Source organism: Geobacter sp. PheSNFMC (genome assembly GCF_059620965.1).
In genome coordinates, this window is sequence record NZ_JCAMRN010000085.1 from 1 (window position 1) to 17,825 (window position 17,825).

15 protein-coding genes are annotated in these 17,825 nt (G+C 63.6%); 10 read left to right on the forward strand and 5 right to left on the reverse strand.

Annotated features, from left to right (window positions below; translation table 11 throughout):
• Positions 1-384: 384 nt before the first annotated feature.
• From AC6CDK_RS15885 to AC6CDK_RS15900, 4 genes are all read left to right on the forward strand, one after another.
• A complete protein-coding gene (locus AC6CDK_RS15885; RefSeq protein ID WP_066357093.1) occupies positions 385-1,563 on the forward strand; it encodes a dihydrolipoamide acetyltransferase family protein in 1,179 nt (392 codons plus the stop codon).
• A 117-nt stretch (positions 1,564-1,680) separates the two neighbouring features.
• Entirely contained in the window at positions 1,681-1,902 is a 222-nt protein-coding gene (locus AC6CDK_RS15890) for a hypothetical protein (protein WP_039643279.1), read from the forward strand.
• 51 nt (positions 1,903-1,953) lie between these two features.
• Positions 1,954-2,409, forward strand: a complete 456-nt coding sequence (locus AC6CDK_RS15895) for a hypothetical protein (protein ID WP_066357092.1) — start codon at positions 1,954-1,956, stop codon at positions 2,407-2,409.
• Between the two features lie 2 nt (positions 2,410-2,411).
• Positions 2,412-2,978, forward strand: coding sequence for a hemerythrin domain-containing protein (locus AC6CDK_RS15900; protein WP_039643277.1), 567 nt, complete (start codon positions 2,412-2,414; stop codon positions 2,976-2,978).
• An 82-nt stretch (positions 2,979-3,060) separates the two neighbouring features.
• On the opposite strand, the gene AC6CDK_RS15905 is transcribed toward AC6CDK_RS15900, so the two are convergent.
• The 4 genes from AC6CDK_RS15905 to AC6CDK_RS15920 all read right to left on the reverse strand — a co-directional run bounded on the left by AC6CDK_RS15905 (position 3,061) and on the right by AC6CDK_RS15920 (position 9,617).
• Positions 3,061-3,225 (reverse strand): hypothetical protein, encoded by a 165-nt coding sequence (locus AC6CDK_RS15905; protein ID WP_052269376.1) that lies wholly within the window; start codon positions 3,223-3,225, stop codon positions 3,061-3,063.
• A gap of 94 nt (positions 3,226-3,319) precedes the next feature.
• Positions 3,320-7,822 (reverse strand): efflux RND transporter permease subunit, encoded by a 4,503-nt coding sequence (locus AC6CDK_RS15910; protein WP_192905502.1) that lies wholly within the window; start codon positions 7,820-7,822, stop codon positions 3,320-3,322.
• Positions 7,819-8,979, reverse strand: a complete 1,161-nt coding sequence (locus AC6CDK_RS15915) for an efflux RND transporter periplasmic adaptor subunit (RefSeq protein WP_192905501.1) — start codon at positions 8,977-8,979, stop codon at positions 7,819-7,821. The genes AC6CDK_RS15910 and AC6CDK_RS15915 overlap by 4 nt, the downstream gene beginning before the upstream one ends.
• Complete coding sequence (locus AC6CDK_RS15920; RefSeq protein WP_039643274.1) at positions 8,976-9,617, reverse strand: TetR/AcrR family transcriptional regulator; 642 nt, start codon at positions 9,615-9,617, stop codon at positions 8,976-8,978. Before AC6CDK_RS15920 ends, AC6CDK_RS15915 begins: the two co-directional genes overlap by 4 nt.
• Positions 9,618-9,846: 229 nt before the next feature.
• Between AC6CDK_RS15920 and AC6CDK_RS15925 the strand changes: the two genes are divergently transcribed.
• The 3 genes from AC6CDK_RS15925 to AC6CDK_RS15935 all read left to right on the forward strand — a co-directional run bounded on the left by AC6CDK_RS15925 (position 9,847) and on the right by AC6CDK_RS15935 (position 12,697).
• A complete protein-coding gene (locus tag AC6CDK_RS15925) occupies positions 9,847-11,316 on the forward strand; it encodes a sensor histidine kinase (RefSeq protein ID WP_226048348.1) in 1,470 nt (489 codons plus the stop codon).
• 65 nt (positions 11,317-11,381) lie between these two features.
• Positions 11,382-11,669, forward strand: coding sequence for a DUF8530 family protein (locus AC6CDK_RS15930; protein WP_039643273.1), 288 nt, complete (start codon positions 11,382-11,384; stop codon positions 11,667-11,669).
• The gene (locus tag AC6CDK_RS15935) at positions 11,666-12,697 is read left to right on the forward strand and encodes a sensor histidine kinase (RefSeq protein WP_039643272.1); all 1,032 of its coding nucleotides are present in this window, start codon (positions 11,666-11,668) and stop codon (positions 12,695-12,697) included. Before AC6CDK_RS15930 ends, AC6CDK_RS15935 begins: the two co-directional genes overlap by 4 nt.
• 89 nt (positions 12,698-12,786) lie before the next feature.
• On the opposite strand, the gene AC6CDK_RS15940 is transcribed toward AC6CDK_RS15935, so the two are convergent.
• Positions 12,787-14,079, reverse strand: a complete 1,293-nt coding sequence (locus tag AC6CDK_RS15940) for a helix-turn-helix transcriptional regulator (RefSeq protein WP_192905500.1) — start codon at positions 14,077-14,079, stop codon at positions 12,787-12,789.
• A gap of 262 nt (positions 14,080-14,341) precedes the next feature.
• Here AC6CDK_RS15940 and AC6CDK_RS15945 point away from each other — a divergent pair, with 262 nt between their 5' ends.
• The 3 genes from AC6CDK_RS15945 to AC6CDK_RS15955 all read left to right on the forward strand — a co-directional run.
• Complete coding sequence (locus tag AC6CDK_RS15945; RefSeq protein WP_192905499.1) at positions 14,342-15,949, forward strand: hypothetical protein; 1,608 nt, start codon at positions 14,342-14,344, stop codon at positions 15,947-15,949.
• A 70-nt stretch (positions 15,950-16,019) separates the two neighbouring features.
• Positions 16,020-16,496 (forward strand): hypothetical protein, encoded by a 477-nt coding sequence (locus tag AC6CDK_RS15950; RefSeq protein ID WP_039643269.1) that lies wholly within the window; start codon positions 16,020-16,022, stop codon positions 16,494-16,496.
• Positions 16,497-16,531: 35 nt separating this feature from the next.
• Positions 16,532-17,825 (forward strand): hypothetical protein (locus AC6CDK_RS15955; RefSeq protein ID WP_496639911.1); only part of this gene is annotated, 1,294 nt, incomplete at its 3' end.

The window sequence follows — 17,825 nt, forward strand, 5'->3', positions numbered from 1 at the left end:
CACCGTGGCGGAGGAGGCGATCCTCCACCTGCGGGGTCCGGTGCTGCGGGTTACGGCTCCGGACGTTCCGGTGCCCCTGGCCCGGCTCATGGACCGGTACCTGCCGTCTCCGGAGCGGATCCGGGCGGCCGTCGAGGAAGTGCTGGCCTACTGATCCGGGTGACCTCTCCACAGGTGTCTCACGGCGGGGGCGGGACTCCTGCGGAGAAACGATCCCGCATCAACCACCAACGGATCAGCCGAAGCGAAAGCGCCGGGAGCAGCGGTTGCGTTCCCATGAAATTCAGCCGGTGACGCGTGGAGGTTTTCGGAGCAGGAGCCCCGCCGACACCGCCAACGCCGGACGCCCCATAGTGCAGCAACGAGTTCTTCCGGGAGGAACCGATGCCGTATGACTTCAAGCTCCCCGATCTGGGCGAGGGCATAACCGAGGCGGAACTGCGCCGCTGGCTCGTGAAGGAAGGCGACACCGTGACCGAGCACCAGCCGGTGGCCGAGGTGGAGACCGACAAGGCAGTGGTGGAGGTTCCCTCGCCCCGGGCCGGGAGGGTCCAGAGTCTTGCCCGGCGTGAGGGCGAAACCGTCATGGTCGGAGAGACGCTCCTGACCATCGCTGTCGAGGAAGAGACTCCCCCCGTGCGAAAACCCTCCGTGGGGATCGTGGGCGAACTCCCCGAGGCGGAGGAAGCCGTCGGGACGCAGCAGCCGGACATCCTCGCCACCCCCCTGGTCAGGAAGCTGGCCCGGGAACGGGGCATCGACCTGGCAACCGTGCGGGGAAGCGGCCCCCGGGGGAGCATCACCCCCGAAGACGTGGCGGGCGCGGGCGCCCCGGTCCGCCCGGATGCCGGCGAGTTCGGGCCGTCGGAGCGGATTCCCCTTCGGGGGGTACGGCGGTCCATTGCCCGCAACGTCATGACCTCCCAGCGGAACACCGCCTTTGTCACCGGAATGGAAGAGGCAGACATCACCGACCTGTGGCACCTGCGGGAACGGGAGCAGCAGGCGGTGGAACAGCGGGGCATCCACCTCACCGTTCTCCCCTTCTTCATCAAGGCGGTCCAGCACGCGCTGCGGGAGCACCCCTACCTGAACGCGGCCATTGACGACGCAGCCGGAGACATCATCCTCAAAAAGCACTATCACTTCGGCATTGCCGTGGAGACCCCAGACGGCCTCATGGTGCCGGTAATCCGCCACGTGGACGCCAAGAGCATCATCGAACTGGCCTCGGAGCTCCAGGAACTGGGCCGCAAGGCCCGGGAGCGGACCATTACCCTGGACGAAATGAGGGGCAGCACCTTCACCCTCACCAACTTCGGCCACTTCGGGGGCGTGTTCGCCACCCCCGTCATCAACTGGCCCGACGTGGCCATCCTCGGCTTAGGCCGCATCGCCGACCGTCCCTGGGTCCACGCCGGCCGCATCGCCATCCGCACGATTCTCCCCCTGTCCCTCACCTTCGACCACCGGGTCACCGACGGGGCCGACGCGGCCCAGTTCCTGCGCAAGGTCGTCAATTACCTGGAAGATCCGGCACTCCTGTTCATCGAAAGCATCTGATCCGAATCAATCCGTTTGTCCGGACTTTTACAATCGCCATTTCTTGACCCACATCATAAAAATTCCTCTCTCAGGGGCGTAAGGTGGAATCATCTGAACGCGAGGGAGGAACAATCAATGAATCTGAAAAACGATCTCGGCAGCCAGGCCATCCAGGACGTGCTTGCATCCTATCCCGAAATCGGGGAAATCCTGCAGCGTTACGACATCGGCTGCGTCACCTGCAAGGTGGGCATCTGCCTTCTCAAGGACGTGGTCTCCATCCACGGGCTTTCGAAAGAGGACGAGGCGGGGATCGAAGCGGAAATAAACGACTACCTGACCAGCAAAGCGGCGTAACACAGGCCACTCATCAACCATTACACCAGTACCCGAAAAGGAGAACACACCATGTCACATCTCGGTTGCGGCTGCCCCGGCAGCATGGCTCGCGTCATCGAACGAGAAGAAACCACTACTAACGACACCGCCCGGACCCCGTCGGCACTTCGCCAGTGGCCGGTCCAGCTCCACCTGGTCCCCCCCTCGGCCCCCTATTTCAGGAATGCGGACATCCTGATCTCGGCCGATTGCGTCGCCTTTGCCCTGGGCTCCTTCCATCAGGACCTGCTCAAGGGGAAGGCCCTGGCCATCGCGTGCCCCAAACTGGACGAGACCGGCACCTACGTGGACAAACTGGCCACCATCTTCCGCGACAACGATGTTAAAAGCGTCACCGTGGCCATCATGGAGGTCCCCTGCTGCCGCGGTCTCGACATCATGGTAAAGCAGGCCCTGGCCAAGGCGGGAGACCCGGTGCCGCTGGAAACCATCATCATCGGCATCGACGGCGAAAGGAGGAACTGACCATGAAGCGCAACATCACCCAGGCCCTGGTTGACGAGCACAAACTGATCCTCCGAATGCTCGACGTACTCGAGCGCAACGCCTCCCTGACGGCGGAAGGGCTCTACACCAACTACCGCTTCTATCTCGACGCGGTGGACTTCATCCGCCACTATGCCGACCGCTTCCACCACGCCAAGGAGGAAGACGTCCTCTTCGAGGCCCTGGTGAACAACGGCATGCCCCGCGAGAACAGCCCGGTGGCGGCCATGCTCATGGAGCACGACCGGGGCCGGGCCTACGTGAAGGCCATGGAGGAGGCGGCCACCGCCGCCCTGGCGGGCAGCACCGGGCGTGACGGGGACATCGCGGAAAACGCCCTCGGCTACCTGACCATGCTCCGCGAGCACATCGCCAAGGAAGACGACATCCTGTATCCCCTGGCCGAACGGGTGCTCCCCGAGGAGGTGCGCAGCGGCATCCTGACGGGCTACGAGTCGGCCGAAGCGCGCACCCCGGCCGACTTCACCGAACGCTACGCAAGGGTGGTGGAACGGTACGAGGCAGAGGGACTGACCCGGGCTGCCTGACAGACGCGGACTCCAAACGAAAAAAGGCCCGATTTACCGGGCCTTCCGCTTCTTTTCCATCTGCTTTTCTCTGGCTGCCGCCTCAATCCCCCTCCATGGTGAGCGACACCGGGTCGCAGACATTGGACGGACTATGGGCCTTGGCACCGCACCGTGCGCAGGATACGGTGGCATTGGCCGTCAGGCAGTGAAGGGTTTGGCTGTCTTCCACATTGCAGACCATGTGACGCATCCGATCGCCTTTCATGACCGTTGCCTCCTTTCCGGGAAACGAACCTTCTCCTTCCTGTCTTCACTATATCACTCAGGCATCAACAAGATAACATTTTAGCAACAATCCATTACATCTTGTTCCTGTCCGCGCCCTCTTCGCCCAAGACACCCATGACCCGCTCAAGGTTCACCCGGGCAACGAGGTAGTCCCTGCGCGCCTTGGCCAGATTGCCCCGCGCCTGTCGGAGATTCAGCTCTGCATCGTCAACCTCCAGGCGGATTTTCACGCCCAGCTCGAACCCCTGCTCGGCCATGGCCAGGAGACGCTCCGCTTGGGCGACGGTCCCTTCGAGGGCCGAGACGATTTCGCGCGCCTCCCGGACATTGTTGACGGCATCCCGTATTTCGAGGGAAACGGAGTCCATCAGCTTCGCCTCCTCGATCCTGAGGCTGCGCCGTTCGCTTTCCGCCTGGGCGACCTTGCCCCGCGCCTTGAGCCCGTCAAAGACCGGAAAGCTCAGATACAGTCCCACGTTCCACGCAGCTCCGTCGCCGCGGCCATCCCCGGCTTCGAGCTGGCGCCAGCCGTAACCCGCCTTCAGGTCCAGGCGCGGCTTGTCCTCCGCATCGGCTACTGCCACCAGCTCACCAGCCATGTCGATCCGCCGGCGCAGCTCCTCGAGCTCGGGCCGCTGGCGCCGCGCCACGGCCAGGGCCTCGGCGTGGGAAGGAACCGCCGCAGGCTCGAACGACAGCGCCCCTTCCACGTCGATCTCCTGGTCGAGCGCCAGAAAATAACGAAGCCGGTCCGTGGCCAGCCGCGTCAGGTTTTCGGCCCGGATGACCTCCGGCCGCGCGTTTTCCACCGATACGCCGGCGGCAAGCACATCGTAGTCGGTGGCCACGCCGGCGGCGTACTTGCGCTGGGCCTCATCCAGGTGCCGCCCTTTTTGCTCCAGGTTCTGGCTGCTGATGGCAAGCTGTTCGCGAGCCAGCAGAATATCGTAAAACGCGACCGCCACATCCCGGCGGGCATCCTGCCGCGCCGCGCGGAGCTGCTCGTCCGCGGTCCTGAAGCCGAGATCGGCCGCCCGGATGGCGGCGCTCACCTTGCCCCAGGTGTACAGGGCCTGGGAAAGCTCCACCCCGGCGGCGCGCACATCCTGCCGCGTGGGGATAAAGCCGCCGGCCAGGGCTTTCTGGCTGCGGTCATCCAGCCAGGATGCCGAGCCGGTGATGGTGAACTGGGGCAGCGCCGCGCTCCGCTCCTCCACGTACCGCCCCTCCACCTGCCGGAAGAACTCCCGGGCCTTCGCAATGTCGCGGTTGCGCTCGTCGGCCATGGCAAGGGCCTGGTCGAGGGTCAGGACGCGGATCTCTGCTGCCTCAGCGGAGAAAGCGCCGGTGCCGAGGGTGATGAGGCAGGCGAACACGCCGAAGAACTTCTTCAGGGAAATCCCGCGCGCCTTTTTCAGGATCGAAGCAACCAGCCCCCCCGGCGCGGGACCGCCGGCCGGACCGGTAGCAAGCTCCCCCTCCCCGTTGCCCCGCCACCAGCGCCTGAGCCGGACGGCCAGGTCGTCCGTGTAGGTGTACATGACCGGAACCACGATCAGGGTGAGGAGCGATGACGTGATGAGCCCGCCCACCACGGCGCGGGCCATGGGAGCCCGCCCCTCGCCGCCGGCGCCGATGCCGAGGAATAACGGCAGCATGCCGAAGATCATGGCCAGAGTCGTCATGGCGATGGGACGGAGCCTGGTCCGGCCTGCCTCGATCACCGCCTCGCGGCGCGGCAGACCGTCCCGTCGCCGGAGGACCTTGGCGTAGTCCACCAGCAGGATGGCGTTTTTGGTGACGAGCCCCATGAGCATGATGAGGCCGATGAGCGACATGATATTGATAGTGTCGCCGGTCAGTTTCAGCATCCCGGCCATGCCGACAATGGAAAGCGGCAGCGACAGCATGATTGCCAGGGGCTCGAAAAACGATTCGAACTGGGCGGCCAGGATCAGAAAGACAAAGACAACGGCCAGCAGGAGCGATTCCCCCATGTAGCCGAACGATTCGGCCATGTCTTCCGCCTCGCCCGAAAAACCGATGCTGTACCCCGGCGCCATGGCTATGGTTTTGGAGACCTCCTCCACCTTCTTGACCGCCGTGCCGATGGGAAGCCCGTCCAGGTTGGCCGAAACCGTCACCAGCCGGGACAGGTCGCGACGGTTTACCTCGGAGGGGGTGGCCGCCACGGACTCGGTGCTGACGCTGGCCAGGGGAATCAGCTTGGTGCCGCCGGCACTGTCCGGCACCGAGATCTTCAGGTCGCGCACCTGGGCCGGATCCTGGCGCAGCGCCTCGGGCAGCCTCACCCGCACGTCCACGGCATCGCCATCCTCGTCCTCGTAGGTGGTCACGGCCTCGCCCCCCACCAGCCTCGAAAGGGCCGTGACCACGTCGTTGCTGGTGACGCCGGCGGAGAGGGCCTTTTCCCGGTCCACCCGCAGCCGGTATTCCGGCGTGTCGTGCTCCAGGGTCGCGGAAACGTCCACGATCCCCGGAATCGCGTACATCTTCTCCTTGAGCTGGGCCGCGTACGACTTCAGGAGCCCGATGTCGTCGCCCTTCAGGTTCACGTTGAGGGGCTTGGCCGCCCCGCCCACATTACCCACCTTCTCGATGGAAAAGGTAATGCCGGCGATCCGCTGCAGCCGCTGCCTGACCACCCGCTCGACCTCGAACTGCCCCCGCTCGCGCTCCTTCTTCTCCCTGAGCTTCACGTAGAGAAGGCCGTCGCGCACCGTACCCCCGTCGCCGGCGCCGATGGTCGAATAGGTATGGCTGATTTCGGGAATGTCTCCGATGGCAGCCAGCATCGCCTTCAGCCGGCCCTCGCTCTCGGTGATGCTGGCGTTCGGCGCGGCAGTGAAGGACACCTGGAATTCGCTCGTATCCTCTTCGGACATGAAGGATGATTCCAGGGTTCCCATGACGGCGATGCCCAGGAAAAATGTCAGGGCAGCCGTGGCGATGACCGTCCGGCGATGGTCGAGCGCCCAGGCTATTGCCAGGCGGTAACGGTCGGCGGCACGGTCGAACCAGTCGTTGAAGGATTCGAGCCAGCGAGCCAGGCCCCTGCGCTTGCCGTGGGCGTGAACGGCCGGGTCGTGCCAGCGGGAGGAAAGCATCGGGTCGAGGGTGAAGGAGACGAAGAGCGACACCAGCACGGCGAACGAAACCGTGATGCCGAAGGGGAAGAAGAAGCGTCCCACGATGCCCCGCATGAATGCCACGGGCACGAACACCGCCAGAATCGACAGGGTCGTGGCGAACACCGCCAGACCGATCTCGCTGGTCCCGAAGCGGGACGCCTCCATGTGGTCCTTGCCCATCTCCAGGTGCCGGACGATATTCTCCCGCACCACGATTGCGTCGTCGATGAGCAGCCCGATGGAGAGGGAAAGGGCCATGAGGGTCATCACGTTGAGGGTCATGCCCATGGCGTTCATGATGATGAAGGACGAGATGACCGAGATGGGGAGCGTCACCCCGGTGATGACCGTGGAGCGCCAGGAGTTAATGAACAGGAACACGATGATGACGGTGAGGATGCCGCCGATGATGAGCGTCTCCTCCACGTCGGCCAGGGACTGGCGGGTCATGATCGATGAGTCGCGCACCAGGGTCAGCGACACCTCGGGAGGCAGTTCCTTGCGGATTTTCTCCATGACCTTCCTGACGTTGTCCACCACCTGGACCTGGTTGGCCCCGGATTGCTTGTAGATATCGATGCCGATGGCTGGCACGCCGTTGACGAGCGCCAGGGTGCGCCGCTCCTCCACCCCGTCGGAAATGGCGGCCACTTCACCGAGGGTAATGGGGCGCCCCCCCTTCTGGGCGACGACCATGGAGCGGTAGTCCCCCACCAGATCGGGCTTGCCGTCGATCCGCAGGGGGTATTCCGCCCCCTCGCGCGTGATGCGGCCAAGGGGAGTGTTCACGTTTTCGTTCTGGAGCCCCCGCACCACGTCGTTCGCCCCGAGGCCGAGGGATTCCAGCCGCACCGGATCAACCTGAACGTTGACTTCCCGCTTGGCGCCGCCGACCATTTCAACCTTGCCGACACCCGCCACGCTCTCGAAGCGCTTCCTGATCCGCTTGTCCACCAGGGTCGTCAGCTCACGCTGCGACAGGGTCTTGGATTGGATCGCCAGGGCCGCCACCGGCAAGGCATTGAAGTCGAGCTTCTGGATGATGGGGTCCTCGATCCCGGCGGGAAGCTGTCCCCGGACCGAGTTCACCTTGGCCCGGGCTTCCTGGGCCACCTCGTTGGTCCGCTCTTCCAGGCGGAACTCGACGACCACGGTGGAAACACTCTCGCGGGACGTGGAAACCACATGCTTCACCCCGGCGATCTGGTTGACCGCCTCCTCGATACGCTTGGAGACTTCCCGCTCCACGGTCTCCGGCGAGGCGCCGGGGTATTTGGTGACAATGGAGATGACCGGCATCTCCACGTTGGGGTACATCTCCACCGACAACAGCCGATAGGAAAACGCCCCCAGCGTGACGAGCACGAGCATCATCACCGTGGCGAAGACAGGACGCTTGATGGACAGGTCGGACAGGATCATTGCGCAGCGCCCTTCCCGACAACGGTCACGACGTCGCCGTCCTTCAGGTTGAAGCCCCCCCTGGTCACGAGCTGCTCACCGGGGCCGACTCCCCTGACGATCTCCACTTCATCCCCGATCACCACTCCGGTTTCCACCTGCTTCACCTTCGCCACGTTGCCGGCAACGACGAAGACGCTCGCCTTTTTCGACGCGGTATCCCAGGCTGCCAGGGCATCCCTCGGCACCTGAACGACCGCCGGCCGCCGGCCCACAAGGATTCTTCCCTTGGCGAAGAGCCCCCCCTTGAGGAGTTCCCCGTCATTGCGGACCTCCGCGATGACCCGCAGCGAGCGGTCCTCGGCAGAGAGCTCGGGATTGATGAACATCACCGTGCCGGTGAATGTTCTCCCCGGCAGGGCATCCACGGAAAACTCCAGGGGCTGGCCGACCATGACCCGCGCCGAGTCGGCCGACGGGATGGTAACGGTCAGGTTGAGCACCCTGTTGTCCACGATGCGGAAGATCGGCTTGCCCGTTGCCGCGTCGCCGGCCAGGTCCCCCACGTTCACGTCCCGCAGGGCCACCACTCCGTCCAGCGGGGATACCACGAGCCCCTTGGCCAGGCGAGCCCGCGCCTGGCGGAGTTCCTCCTGGGCCACCCGGATCTGGGCCTGGGCGGCATCGATCCTGGCCTGGGCCGCGGCCGATTCAGTGCGGGCATCGTCCACCGACTGCTGGGTGGCAAGCCCCGACTCCTTCAGCTTGATGATCCGCGCAAGCTCCCGCTCGGCCCTGGTGGCACTCACCTGGGCCTGGGCCAGGGCGGCCCGTGCAGATTCCACCGATGCCTCCGCCCGCTTTGCCAGGGCCTCCGGCTCGGCCGTGTCGATGCGCGCCAGGGGGGTCCCCTTGCGGACCCGTACCCACTCCGTAACGTAGACCTGCTTTACCAGCCCGGGGATCTGGGTTTTGACGTCGGCCGAGAATTTGGGTTCAAGGCTGCCGGTAACCTCGATTCCCTCAGCCAGGTCGCGGGCGGTCACGGGAACCGTTTCCACCGCCAACGCCGGTTTTTCCACCCGAGCGTTCTGCGCCTCGCCATCCTTCGAACATCCCGCAAGGCTCCCCACAAAGAACATCCCGCCAAGCACGCACAGTATCCATCTGAAAGTCATCGTTCCACCTCGGCGGCCGTCCGGGCCGCAAATCCGTTCAGGACAAGAGTCAACATGCGCCGCAACCCTTCCCGGTCAATGCCGGGCGGACGGTCCGGACGCCCGCACAACTGCTCCTCCAGGGCAACATTGAAGACCCCGAGCAGAATCCACATCATATCGTCCACCTTTTCCGAACGCAGCTCGCCCGCCTCGATGCCGCCGGAAACCAGTTCCCGAATGGCGTCCTGGAAATGGCGGTGATAGCCCTCGAAGTCGACAAAGGGAGCGCCCTGGGGCGGCCCGTAATAGATGGAGTACATGAGCCTCGTGCCGCCCAGATTCTCCCGGACGAGCATCAGCGTACGGTCGAGCAGATCCACGAGCCGGCCGCACGGGCTCCCGGCAGTGCCCAGACACTCTTCCAGCAGCGCGGTAAAGCGGCCGAACGGCTCGGTCATCAGCTCCAGATAGATGCCTTCCTTGTTGCCGAACCAGTAATAGAGGACCGGCTTGGAAACGCCTGCCGCCTCAACGATCTCCCGCACCGACGTGGCCGCGTACCCTTTTATGGTAAAAAGCTCCGTCGCCGCCGCCAGCAAACGTCCCCGCACAACTGAATCACCATGGTCGGCCCGCCTCTTGTCCCGCTTCACCATTGAACATTTCCTCCCGGACTCCGAATACTACCTACCGGTAGGTACACGAACGGCCAATCTCTGTCAAGAACAATCTATCTGCCGGCAGGCAACCACCGGGCACGCCTCCCTGTTCCCACGGACCGTGCCAAGGCGAGACGGCCACGAAGTTCACTATGGCAGTACCAGTGCGATTGGGATATACTTGCCCCTGGCACAATCAAACTTCTGCCAACGCTCCGGGGCGCCCATGATTCTCGGCATCATTGCGCTTTCGTTTATCCTCCAGCTTGTCGCTGCCATTCTCGCCCTCCGGCTGATCAAGGTAACCGGCGGGGCTCTCGCATGGGCGCTTCTGGCCATGGCGTCGCTTCTCATGGTGGGTCGGCGTTCGTTGGCGCTCTACCACTGGTACGGAACGCCCTCAACTCCTCCGCCGCTGCTGCTCAACGAAGTAATCGGCCTCTTGATATCGCTGCTGTTCGTGGCGGCCGTCGCCGGTCTCTCGCCCCTGCTCGGACGGATCAGGAAGTCCGAGTATTTCTGGCGTGAATCCGAGCAGCGCCTCAGGGGAATGCTCGACAACAGCGGCCTGATCGCCGTCATGCTCGACGAGCGGGGCGCCATAACGTTCTGCAACCGTCACCTGCTCGACCTGACCGGCTGGAGCCGTGAGGAGGTGGTCGGCGGCAACTGGTTCGAGACCTTCATTCCAACCGATCAGCGCAAGCAACTGGCGGAACTCTACCGGCATCACGTGTCCCGGGGCAATTTCCCCGCCTACTACCAGTACGAGATCATGACGAAAAGCGGGGAACGGCTCATCATCGCGTGGCACGGCACCACCATGTGCGACGCAAGGGGACGGGTTGTGGGAGGAACGGCCATCGGCGAGGACATCACCGAACGCATGCGGGTGGAGGAGGAGATCCGGCGGCTCAACGCCGAACTGGAACAGCGGGTAAGCGCGCGGACAGCAGAACTGGCCGCATCGACAAAGGAACTGGAAGGATTCTGCTACTCGGTTTCCCATGACCTGCGAACCCCCCTGCGGGCCATTGCCGGCCACAGTTCGATCATCCGCGAGGACTGCACCGCGATCACCGCGTCCTGCCAGCACCATCTGGCCCGCATCGAGCGGGCAGCGGTCAGGATGGGGGAGCTCATCGACGCCCTGCTGGAATTGGCGCGAGTTGCCCGCCGCGCGCCCTCCCCCGGGGAGATCAACCTCAGCAGCATAGCGCAGCAGATCCTCACCGACCTGCGCATTGCCTCGCCCGGGCGACGCGTTGCCAGCACCGTCGCCGAGGGACTCGCGGCCCACGGCGATCCGGTCCTGGTCCGGGTGGCCGTGCAGAATCTGCTGGAAAACGCCTGGAAATTCACGGCAGGGAACCCGGACGCCCTGATCGAGGTGGGCTCTGAAACGGCAGGTGGGGAGACGGTATTTTTCGTGCGGGACAACGGCGTCGGCTTCGACATGGCCCATGCGGACAAGATGTTCGGCACCTTCCGGCGCCTGCACCGGGACGACGAATTCGAGGGAACCGGCATCGGGCTCGCCACGGTAAAGCGGATCATCGAGCGGCACGGCGGCCGGGTCTGGGCCGAAGGAGAACCAGGCCGGATGGCGATCTTCCGCTTCACGCTGCCGGAACACGTGCGATGTCATTCAGTGCATCAAGCCAGCACGTACGCCGACGGGGCAAAAACCACATGAAGCACCAGGCGGACACGCGAGAATTCCTTCGAACGCACCACCGATAACAGATGGAGTACCCCCCGATGTTTCAGGAAAGCGAACTTTTCAACCTCGTGCTGGGCGTCATCAGCCTGATATTCTTTGCCGGTTTCGGCACCCGGCGGCTCAGCATCCCCCGTTCCCTGCTCGTCGCATACGGCTGCCTGCTGCTCAGCTACCTGTTTACGGTGGTGGAAGGGTTCATCGCACCGGACGCCTTCAACCTGCTGGAGCACCTTGCCGGTGCCGCCGCCGGCGTCATGTTCGCCTACGGATGCCTGCACATCTCCCGACGGAGTAACGGGAACGCCGCAGGAGACCGGACGCCATGACTTCGACGGTCGTGCCGGACATCATCTCGGCTGCCGGCTTCGCCATCGCCACATGGGCGACCCTGCGCATCGACCCGGACGTGCTCGGCAGATTGCCCAAACTCTTCCTGGCCATCTGCACGTCCCTCTACACGCTGGTGGGCCTGTCGAACATCATCGAACATGCCGGCATCACCCCCTACCTTGACCGCTACGAAGACTACCTGGAAATCACCTTCATTCCCTTCTTCCTGTTCTTCGTCTTTTCCGTGCAGAACGAGCAGGAGATCAGGAGGCGGATCCGGGCGGAACAGGAAACCCGGGTAATTAATGAGAATCTTGAAACGCTGATCGCCGAGAGAACGGCTGCGCTCGAAGCGAGCAACCGGGAACTGGAGAGCTTCTGCTACTCGGTTTCCCACGATCTCCGGGCACCCCTGCGCCATATTGACGGGTACGGCAGGATTCTCCTGGAAGACCTCCAGGGACGGTTGGGCGAGGAAGACAAGCTCTATCTGGAGCGGCTACGTCACGCCACGCTGAAAATGGAGAGCCTGATCGATGATCTGCTGGAATTGTCGCGGGTGACCCGTGCCGACCTGAATCGGCAAAAGGTTGATCTGAGCGTTATGGCACGGGAAATTACGACTGAACTGGACAAGGCGTCACCGGTCCGGGACGTTGAATGGCACATCGGCGGCGGCATGTGGGCCCAGGGAGATCCCCTGCTGCTGCGGGTGGCGCTCGTCAATCTCCTTGGCAATGCCTGGAAATACACGAGCGGCACGGCACACGCCATCGTAGAGTTCAGCGCGGTCAGGGAAAACGACCAGATGACGTTTTTTATCCGCGACAACGGCGCAGGATTCAGCATGGATTACTCGGACAAGCTCTTCATCCCCTTCCAGCGCCTCCATCGGGAGGACCAGTTCGAGGGAACCGGGGTGGGCCTTGCCACGGTCAAGCGCATCATCGCCCGCCACGGCGGCCGGATCTGGGCCGAGGCCGCAGTGGGCCACGGGGCCACCTTCTATTTCACCCTGCGCTAGCCCCGCCGCCATCCCCTTCATCGCAGGTCCGGCAGCCGTCCCTTCACGCCGGTGCAGCCACCACTCCCTGCCCCGGCTTCACTTCGCGCTTACTCCCGTTGTTCCGTTCCCAGCTTCGTCAGCAGTTCCTCTTTCCCTGACACGCTCATCTTATCGTAAATCCGCTTCATGTAGGTCTTGACCGAAGACTCGGAGATATCCAGCTCCCGGGCCGCCTCCTTGAATGTCATTCCCCGGACGACACAAGCGAGGACCGATTTTTCCTGGTCGGAGAAACGCTTGCGCAGGCCCGGCGGAAGCATGAACTCAAAAGGCGGCCCACCTTCGCCGGCCCCCGTTTCGGCCATCCCTGCCATGTCCCCCATGGCCGGGATGGCCGGCGCATCCGGGGGCCGCTCGCTCCGCATGACCAGATAGAGCACAAGAACCGACGAGGTGAGGACGAGATTCGCCACGGCCACGACCAGATGGGAGGCGTCGCCGATCAGGAGGGAGGCTGTCTTGCCCGCGGCTATGCCGGCACAGGTGACCGCGAGACCGATGCCGAAGGCACGGCACGTGTCCCTTTGGGCAAGGAGCAGCGCCAGCAGGTAGAGGTCGAGGAATCCAGTCGCTGCCTGCATGGCGAACAGGGCCACGTTGACCGATGCCGGCCCGTCTATCAGAACCAGGGAAAAGGCGAACATGGCCATCACGATCGCCAGGGCCAGCAGCCCCTCTCTCCGGCGGTGCAGGAGCACGAGCCCCGCCATGACTGCTGCCACGTAAAAGACGAGCTCGATGCCGGGCAGAAAGGCCGCCGCGGCGTAGTCCTGGAACAGGGCCCCGTACATGAGGCCGCTCACGATCTGGAACACGAACACGAAGGGGAGAAAGGGAGCCAGATTCGACTCCCCGTCGGCTTCATCCTGGACTCCGCTGCGCGCAAGGATGGGGACCAGGAGCAGGGCTGCCGCGGCCGGAAATTTCACGCTGTGGGGCACGGGGACAGCCATGAACACGAAGAGCAGGGCATTGGCCGCGACCAGGCCGACAGCAGCCGATGCCGCAACCGATGGAGAGCGTTTCAGGATGCTGCCCGCCTTGACGCAGACAAAGGCTGACCCCACGCCGGCCCCGGACAGGAACCAGGGGACGCCGGCGGGAGCCTGCGCGATCAGAAGCGTCGAGCCCACGGCGGCCGCTCCGCCGACGGCTGCCAGGGGCGGCAGCATCCGCCGCGGAAGGGCCCCCCCGATGACTGCCAGCGTAATGACGTGGGGGACGAGGAAAAAGAGGATGGCGTTGTCCGCTCCCAGGCGGGTCAGCAGGAATCCCTCCATGGGGACGGCAAGAAGCCAGACGACAAACGCGACAAAGGGAAGTGATGCTGTAAGGATCATGAACAGGCTCGAACCTGGGATATCGCACTGCGATTAACCGAAACTATAGCACGGTTGACAGTTTGGTCGACATTAATTTTCCCGGTTGACAGTCGGGCGACTATTGGGCGGATGGTGAATACCGATAGGATGAGCAGCCCTGACGTATACGACACGCAACGACCGGCAGCGGAATCGGGGGCCGGGCGGAGAGGGCCGCCCGCTGCCGGATTCAGCCCATCAGAGTGAACCGTATCACACCACATCATCGGGAGGATTTCCAATGAAGCGACTGAAAAAGGCACGACGACTGCGGCTGCTCGCGGCGTGGCTGGCGGTGGCGGCACTGGCGCCGGCCGCGGCACTGGCGGCCGGGCACGAGATTCACGGCTCCAACGACTTTTCCATTACCTACAATGACGTGCAGGGTGCCGGCGGGAGCCAGTCGTCCCTCACCGAGGGAACGCGGTACCTGGAGATCCTCAACCTCTTCGGCAACGGCCGGGCGGGAGACTTCGACTACAACTGGACCGTGGGAACCAAGGCCACGGACGACCGGCGCAACGACCAGAAGACCTTCTCACTCACCAACCTCCAGGGCAGGCTCACCAACAAGATTCACACGATCACCCTGGGCGACACCTTTGAGGCGTTCTCCCAGTACTCCCTGAACACTGCGGTCAAGGGCGGTTCCTACAAGTTCACCCCGGAGCAGTCCCATCTTCCCCAGGTGAGCCTCCTGTACGGCATCGCCTACTCCCGCTGGGACAACTTCTGGGGGGTGGACGCGGTGGAGCGGCAGGTGGCGGGCGGCAAGATCAGGCAGAACATCGGCCCCGACTTCTGGATCGGCCTGAGCGGGGTCCAGACCGACGATCACGTGCGGGTCCTGGGCGGAGAGCTGACCAACCACCAGACCTGGACCGTTGACTGGGAATACCGCCCGATCCCCGGGCTCACCATCCAGGGGGAGTCCTCGTGGCTCAACGGCGACAGGAGCCCGAGCGACGGCGCTCCCTTCGACGCCTACCACGGCCATGCCCACAAGGTGGTGGCCGTCGGCGACGGCGGCCCCAGCCGGGTAACGCTCGAATACGAGCGGGTCTCGCCCGAGTTCAGAACCACCATCGGGTCCGCCACTCCCGACCGGGAGAAGGTGAAAGCCAAGTGGCGCTACAAGTACAGCAAGGACCTCAGCATCACCAGCGCCATGCTCTGGTACCATGACAACCTGGACGGGCAGAAGGCCTACGGCACCGATCACTACAAGCCCGAGATCGCAGTCTCCCTGAAAAAACCGTTCGCGCGCCAGTACGCGGTGGCCGACATCAGCTACAAGCTCGACCGGGCCTACAGTCCCGTGATGCGGAGCCTTGACCACTACATCACCATGGGATACCGGGACCGCTTCGGCGTCCTGGACAGCGACTCCACCTTCGGCATCATCGTCTACGACCAGAACGGCGCTGCCAAGCGCAAGGACGTGGAATTCACCTACAACACCAGCCTCTCCAGCAGGCATACCCTGGGACGGTTCGTGCTGAAGCCCTCCATCTACCTGGGCGGCTGGACCCACAACGACGAGGTGGCCGAGAACACCGACCAGATCGTGGAATACTCAGCCGGCCTGGGCGTGGACGTGCCCGACCTGAAGATAACCTCCACCATCAGGGTGGGCGAAAACCGGCTCCTCAAGGAAGCCGGCACCGATACGGCAAAGACCTTCGCCGGCGCGAACGTCTTCTGGCGGCCCGAAATGCTCGCCAAGGCGCAGGGGATGCTCTACGCCAAGGCGAGCGTCAATGACTTCCGCTACGATCCCAACCTGGCCGCCGGCAGCCGGAACTTCCGGGAGACCAGCGTCACCGCGGGCATCAGCATCCAGTTCTGACGGAAATGGTGTATCCTTGACTGCACTGCGCCCGTACGCAGCCAAGCAGATGCCCCTCGGGAGGTTCACTATGAAAGCCTATAGCGCCGGACTCTTCCTGCTGCTCGCCTGTGCCCTTCTTCCCGCCTGCGCGGGGCTGCAGATCGGCGGAGGCGGCGATTCGCCCTCTGCGGTGGCCATGACGAGCCACGCGCAGGTGAGGCAGACCATCGACCGGCTCATCGCCGCCTATGAGGCAAAAGACAGTCGCGGCTTCTCCGAGTTGGTGAGCGAACGATACACGGGCGAGGCGGCCATTCTCGAAACCGCGGTCCGGCGAGACTTCAGCGCCAACCACAACCTGGCGATCCGCTACACCGTCAACAACATTACCCTCGACGATGGCGGCAAGGCCTTTGCGGCCATCACCTTCACCCGGTCTTGGACTGACGTCAAGACCGCCAGAACCATGAACGAAACCAGGGAAACATCCCTGGTGTTCATCCGTGAAAACGGCACCTACAGGCTCTACAGCCAGAACGTCCCGCCGCTGTTCGGGCTGCACTGAACGAGCAGATACCCTTACCGATTCAGGAGGAATCCATGAACGCAGTACGATTCTTTGTCATCCTGACCATGCTGGCCCTGCTGCCCGCCACCGGTCATGCCAAATGGTGGATCTTCGGGCAGGCGGAGAATGAGATCTCCACCCGCTACCTTTATCTGAACGGCGTCTCCTACGACGAGCTGGGTGACAAGGTCACCATCTACCGGGAGACCCTGGACAACGGCCAGGTGGTCCTGCGGGGCAAGGCCGCCACCAGTTCGTCGGCCGTGGGCTCGGTGCAGGTGAGCACCACCAACAGGGAAAGCTGGGACAAGGCCCGCAAGACCTCCGACGGCAGCTTCGAGTATGGCTTCCGCCCGGAAACCGGCAAGAAGTACGTCATTTACGTGAAGATCATCGACACCACCGGCAAGACCAACGACGTGGATGCCACCCGCAAGGAGATCACCATCTCCGACCAGAACATCTCCACCCTCATCCGCCAGGCCATGGATGAACTGATGGCGGCCTACATGGCCGAGGATCCGGCCCGGTTCATGGCCCTCGTCAGCGAGGATTTCGTTGCCGACCCCGCCGTGCTCGACCGGGCCATCCGCCGGGATTTCACGGCATTCGACAACATCGACCTCCGCTACACCCTGAACAACGTCACCGCCGCCAGCGGCAAGATCTACGCCGGCTTCACCTTCAGCCGCAAACTGACCTCCACCCGGAGCGGCCAGACCCTCTCCGACAAGGGCTCCAGCGAGTTCATCTTCAGCCTCGGGGAAAAGGGCCCCCTGGTGTTCAGCATGAAAAACCCGTTGATCTTCGGCCTCTCCGATGCCTCCAACGTGGCCACGGGCACGGTCAACACCGGCACGAACGAACCGGTGATCGTCGTGACCAGCGACGGCGACGTCATCACCCAGCCGTTCACCGAGGCCATCACGACCATCGACAATGGCGGCGTGGTGCAAGCCAGTGCCGATACGGTGGAATCAGGGAGTTTTGTACTGAACTTCGACCGGGAGTCCGGAAGCGCATTCAGCTTCAGCTTTGTCGACCAGGAAGCGAGAGCTCTGCGCAGTGACGACATCGTGCTTGAAATCAACCAATTGTGGATAAAGAGTGGGGTCGGATACAAAAAGCTCGATGTAACGGGCATCAACACTATCTCCAGCATCACCACGGACGGCTTCAAGGTTTCGGCCCGTACATGGGAGGACACGATCCGTGCCGATATGGAAGTCGGCTCCGTATACGCCTTCAGGCTTTTGGACGGGAAATACGCCCTGCTGGAAATTGTGAGCTATCAGGATTTCGGTGATGCCATAACCCGTTCGAACT

Excerpts from the sequence above, each read along its gene's own strand:
- AC6CDK_RS15885 (WP_066357093.1), top strand. The coding sequence starts at position 385 with ATGCCGTATGACTTCAAGCTCCCCGATCTGGGCGAGGGCATAACCGAG.
- AC6CDK_RS15890 (WP_039643279.1), top strand. The coding sequence starts at position 1,681 with ATGAATCTGAAAAACGATCTCGGCAGCCAGGCCATCCAGGACGTGCTT.
- AC6CDK_RS15895 (WP_066357092.1), top strand. The coding sequence starts at position 1,954 with ATGTCACATCTCGGTTGCGGCTGCCCCGGCAGCATGGCTCGCGTCATC.
- AC6CDK_RS15900 (WP_039643277.1), top strand. The coding sequence starts at position 2,412 with ATGAAGCGCAACATCACCCAGGCCCTGGTTGACGAGCACAAACTGATC.
- AC6CDK_RS15905 (WP_052269376.1), bottom strand. The coding sequence starts at position 3,225 with ATGAAAGGCGATCGGATGCGTCACATGGTCTGCAATGTGGAAGACAGC.
- AC6CDK_RS15910 (WP_192905502.1), bottom strand. The coding sequence starts at position 7,822 with ATGATCCTGTCCGACCTGTCCATCAAGCGTCCTGTCTTCGCCACGGTG.
- AC6CDK_RS15915 (WP_192905501.1), bottom strand. The coding sequence starts at position 8,979 with ATGACTTTCAGATGGATACTGTGCGTGCTTGGCGGGATGTTCTTTGTG.
- AC6CDK_RS15920 (WP_039643274.1), bottom strand. The coding sequence starts at position 9,617 with ATGGTGAAGCGGGACAAGAGGCGGGCCGACCATGGTGATTCAGTTGTG.
- AC6CDK_RS15925 (WP_226048348.1), top strand. The coding sequence starts at position 9,847 with ATGATTCTCGGCATCATTGCGCTTTCGTTTATCCTCCAGCTTGTCGCT.
- AC6CDK_RS15930 (WP_039643273.1), top strand. The coding sequence starts at position 11,382 with ATGTTTCAGGAAAGCGAACTTTTCAACCTCGTGCTGGGCGTCATCAGC.
- AC6CDK_RS15935 (WP_039643272.1), top strand. The coding sequence starts at position 11,666 with ATGACTTCGACGGTCGTGCCGGACATCATCTCGGCTGCCGGCTTCGCC.
- AC6CDK_RS15940 (WP_192905500.1), bottom strand. The coding sequence starts at position 14,079 with ATGATCCTTACAGCATCACTTCCCTTTGTCGCGTTTGTCGTCTGGCTT.
- AC6CDK_RS15945 (WP_192905499.1), top strand. The coding sequence starts at position 14,342 with ATGAAGCGACTGAAAAAGGCACGACGACTGCGGCTGCTCGCGGCGTGG.
- AC6CDK_RS15950 (WP_039643269.1), top strand. The coding sequence starts at position 16,020 with ATGAAAGCCTATAGCGCCGGACTCTTCCTGCTGCTCGCCTGTGCCCTT.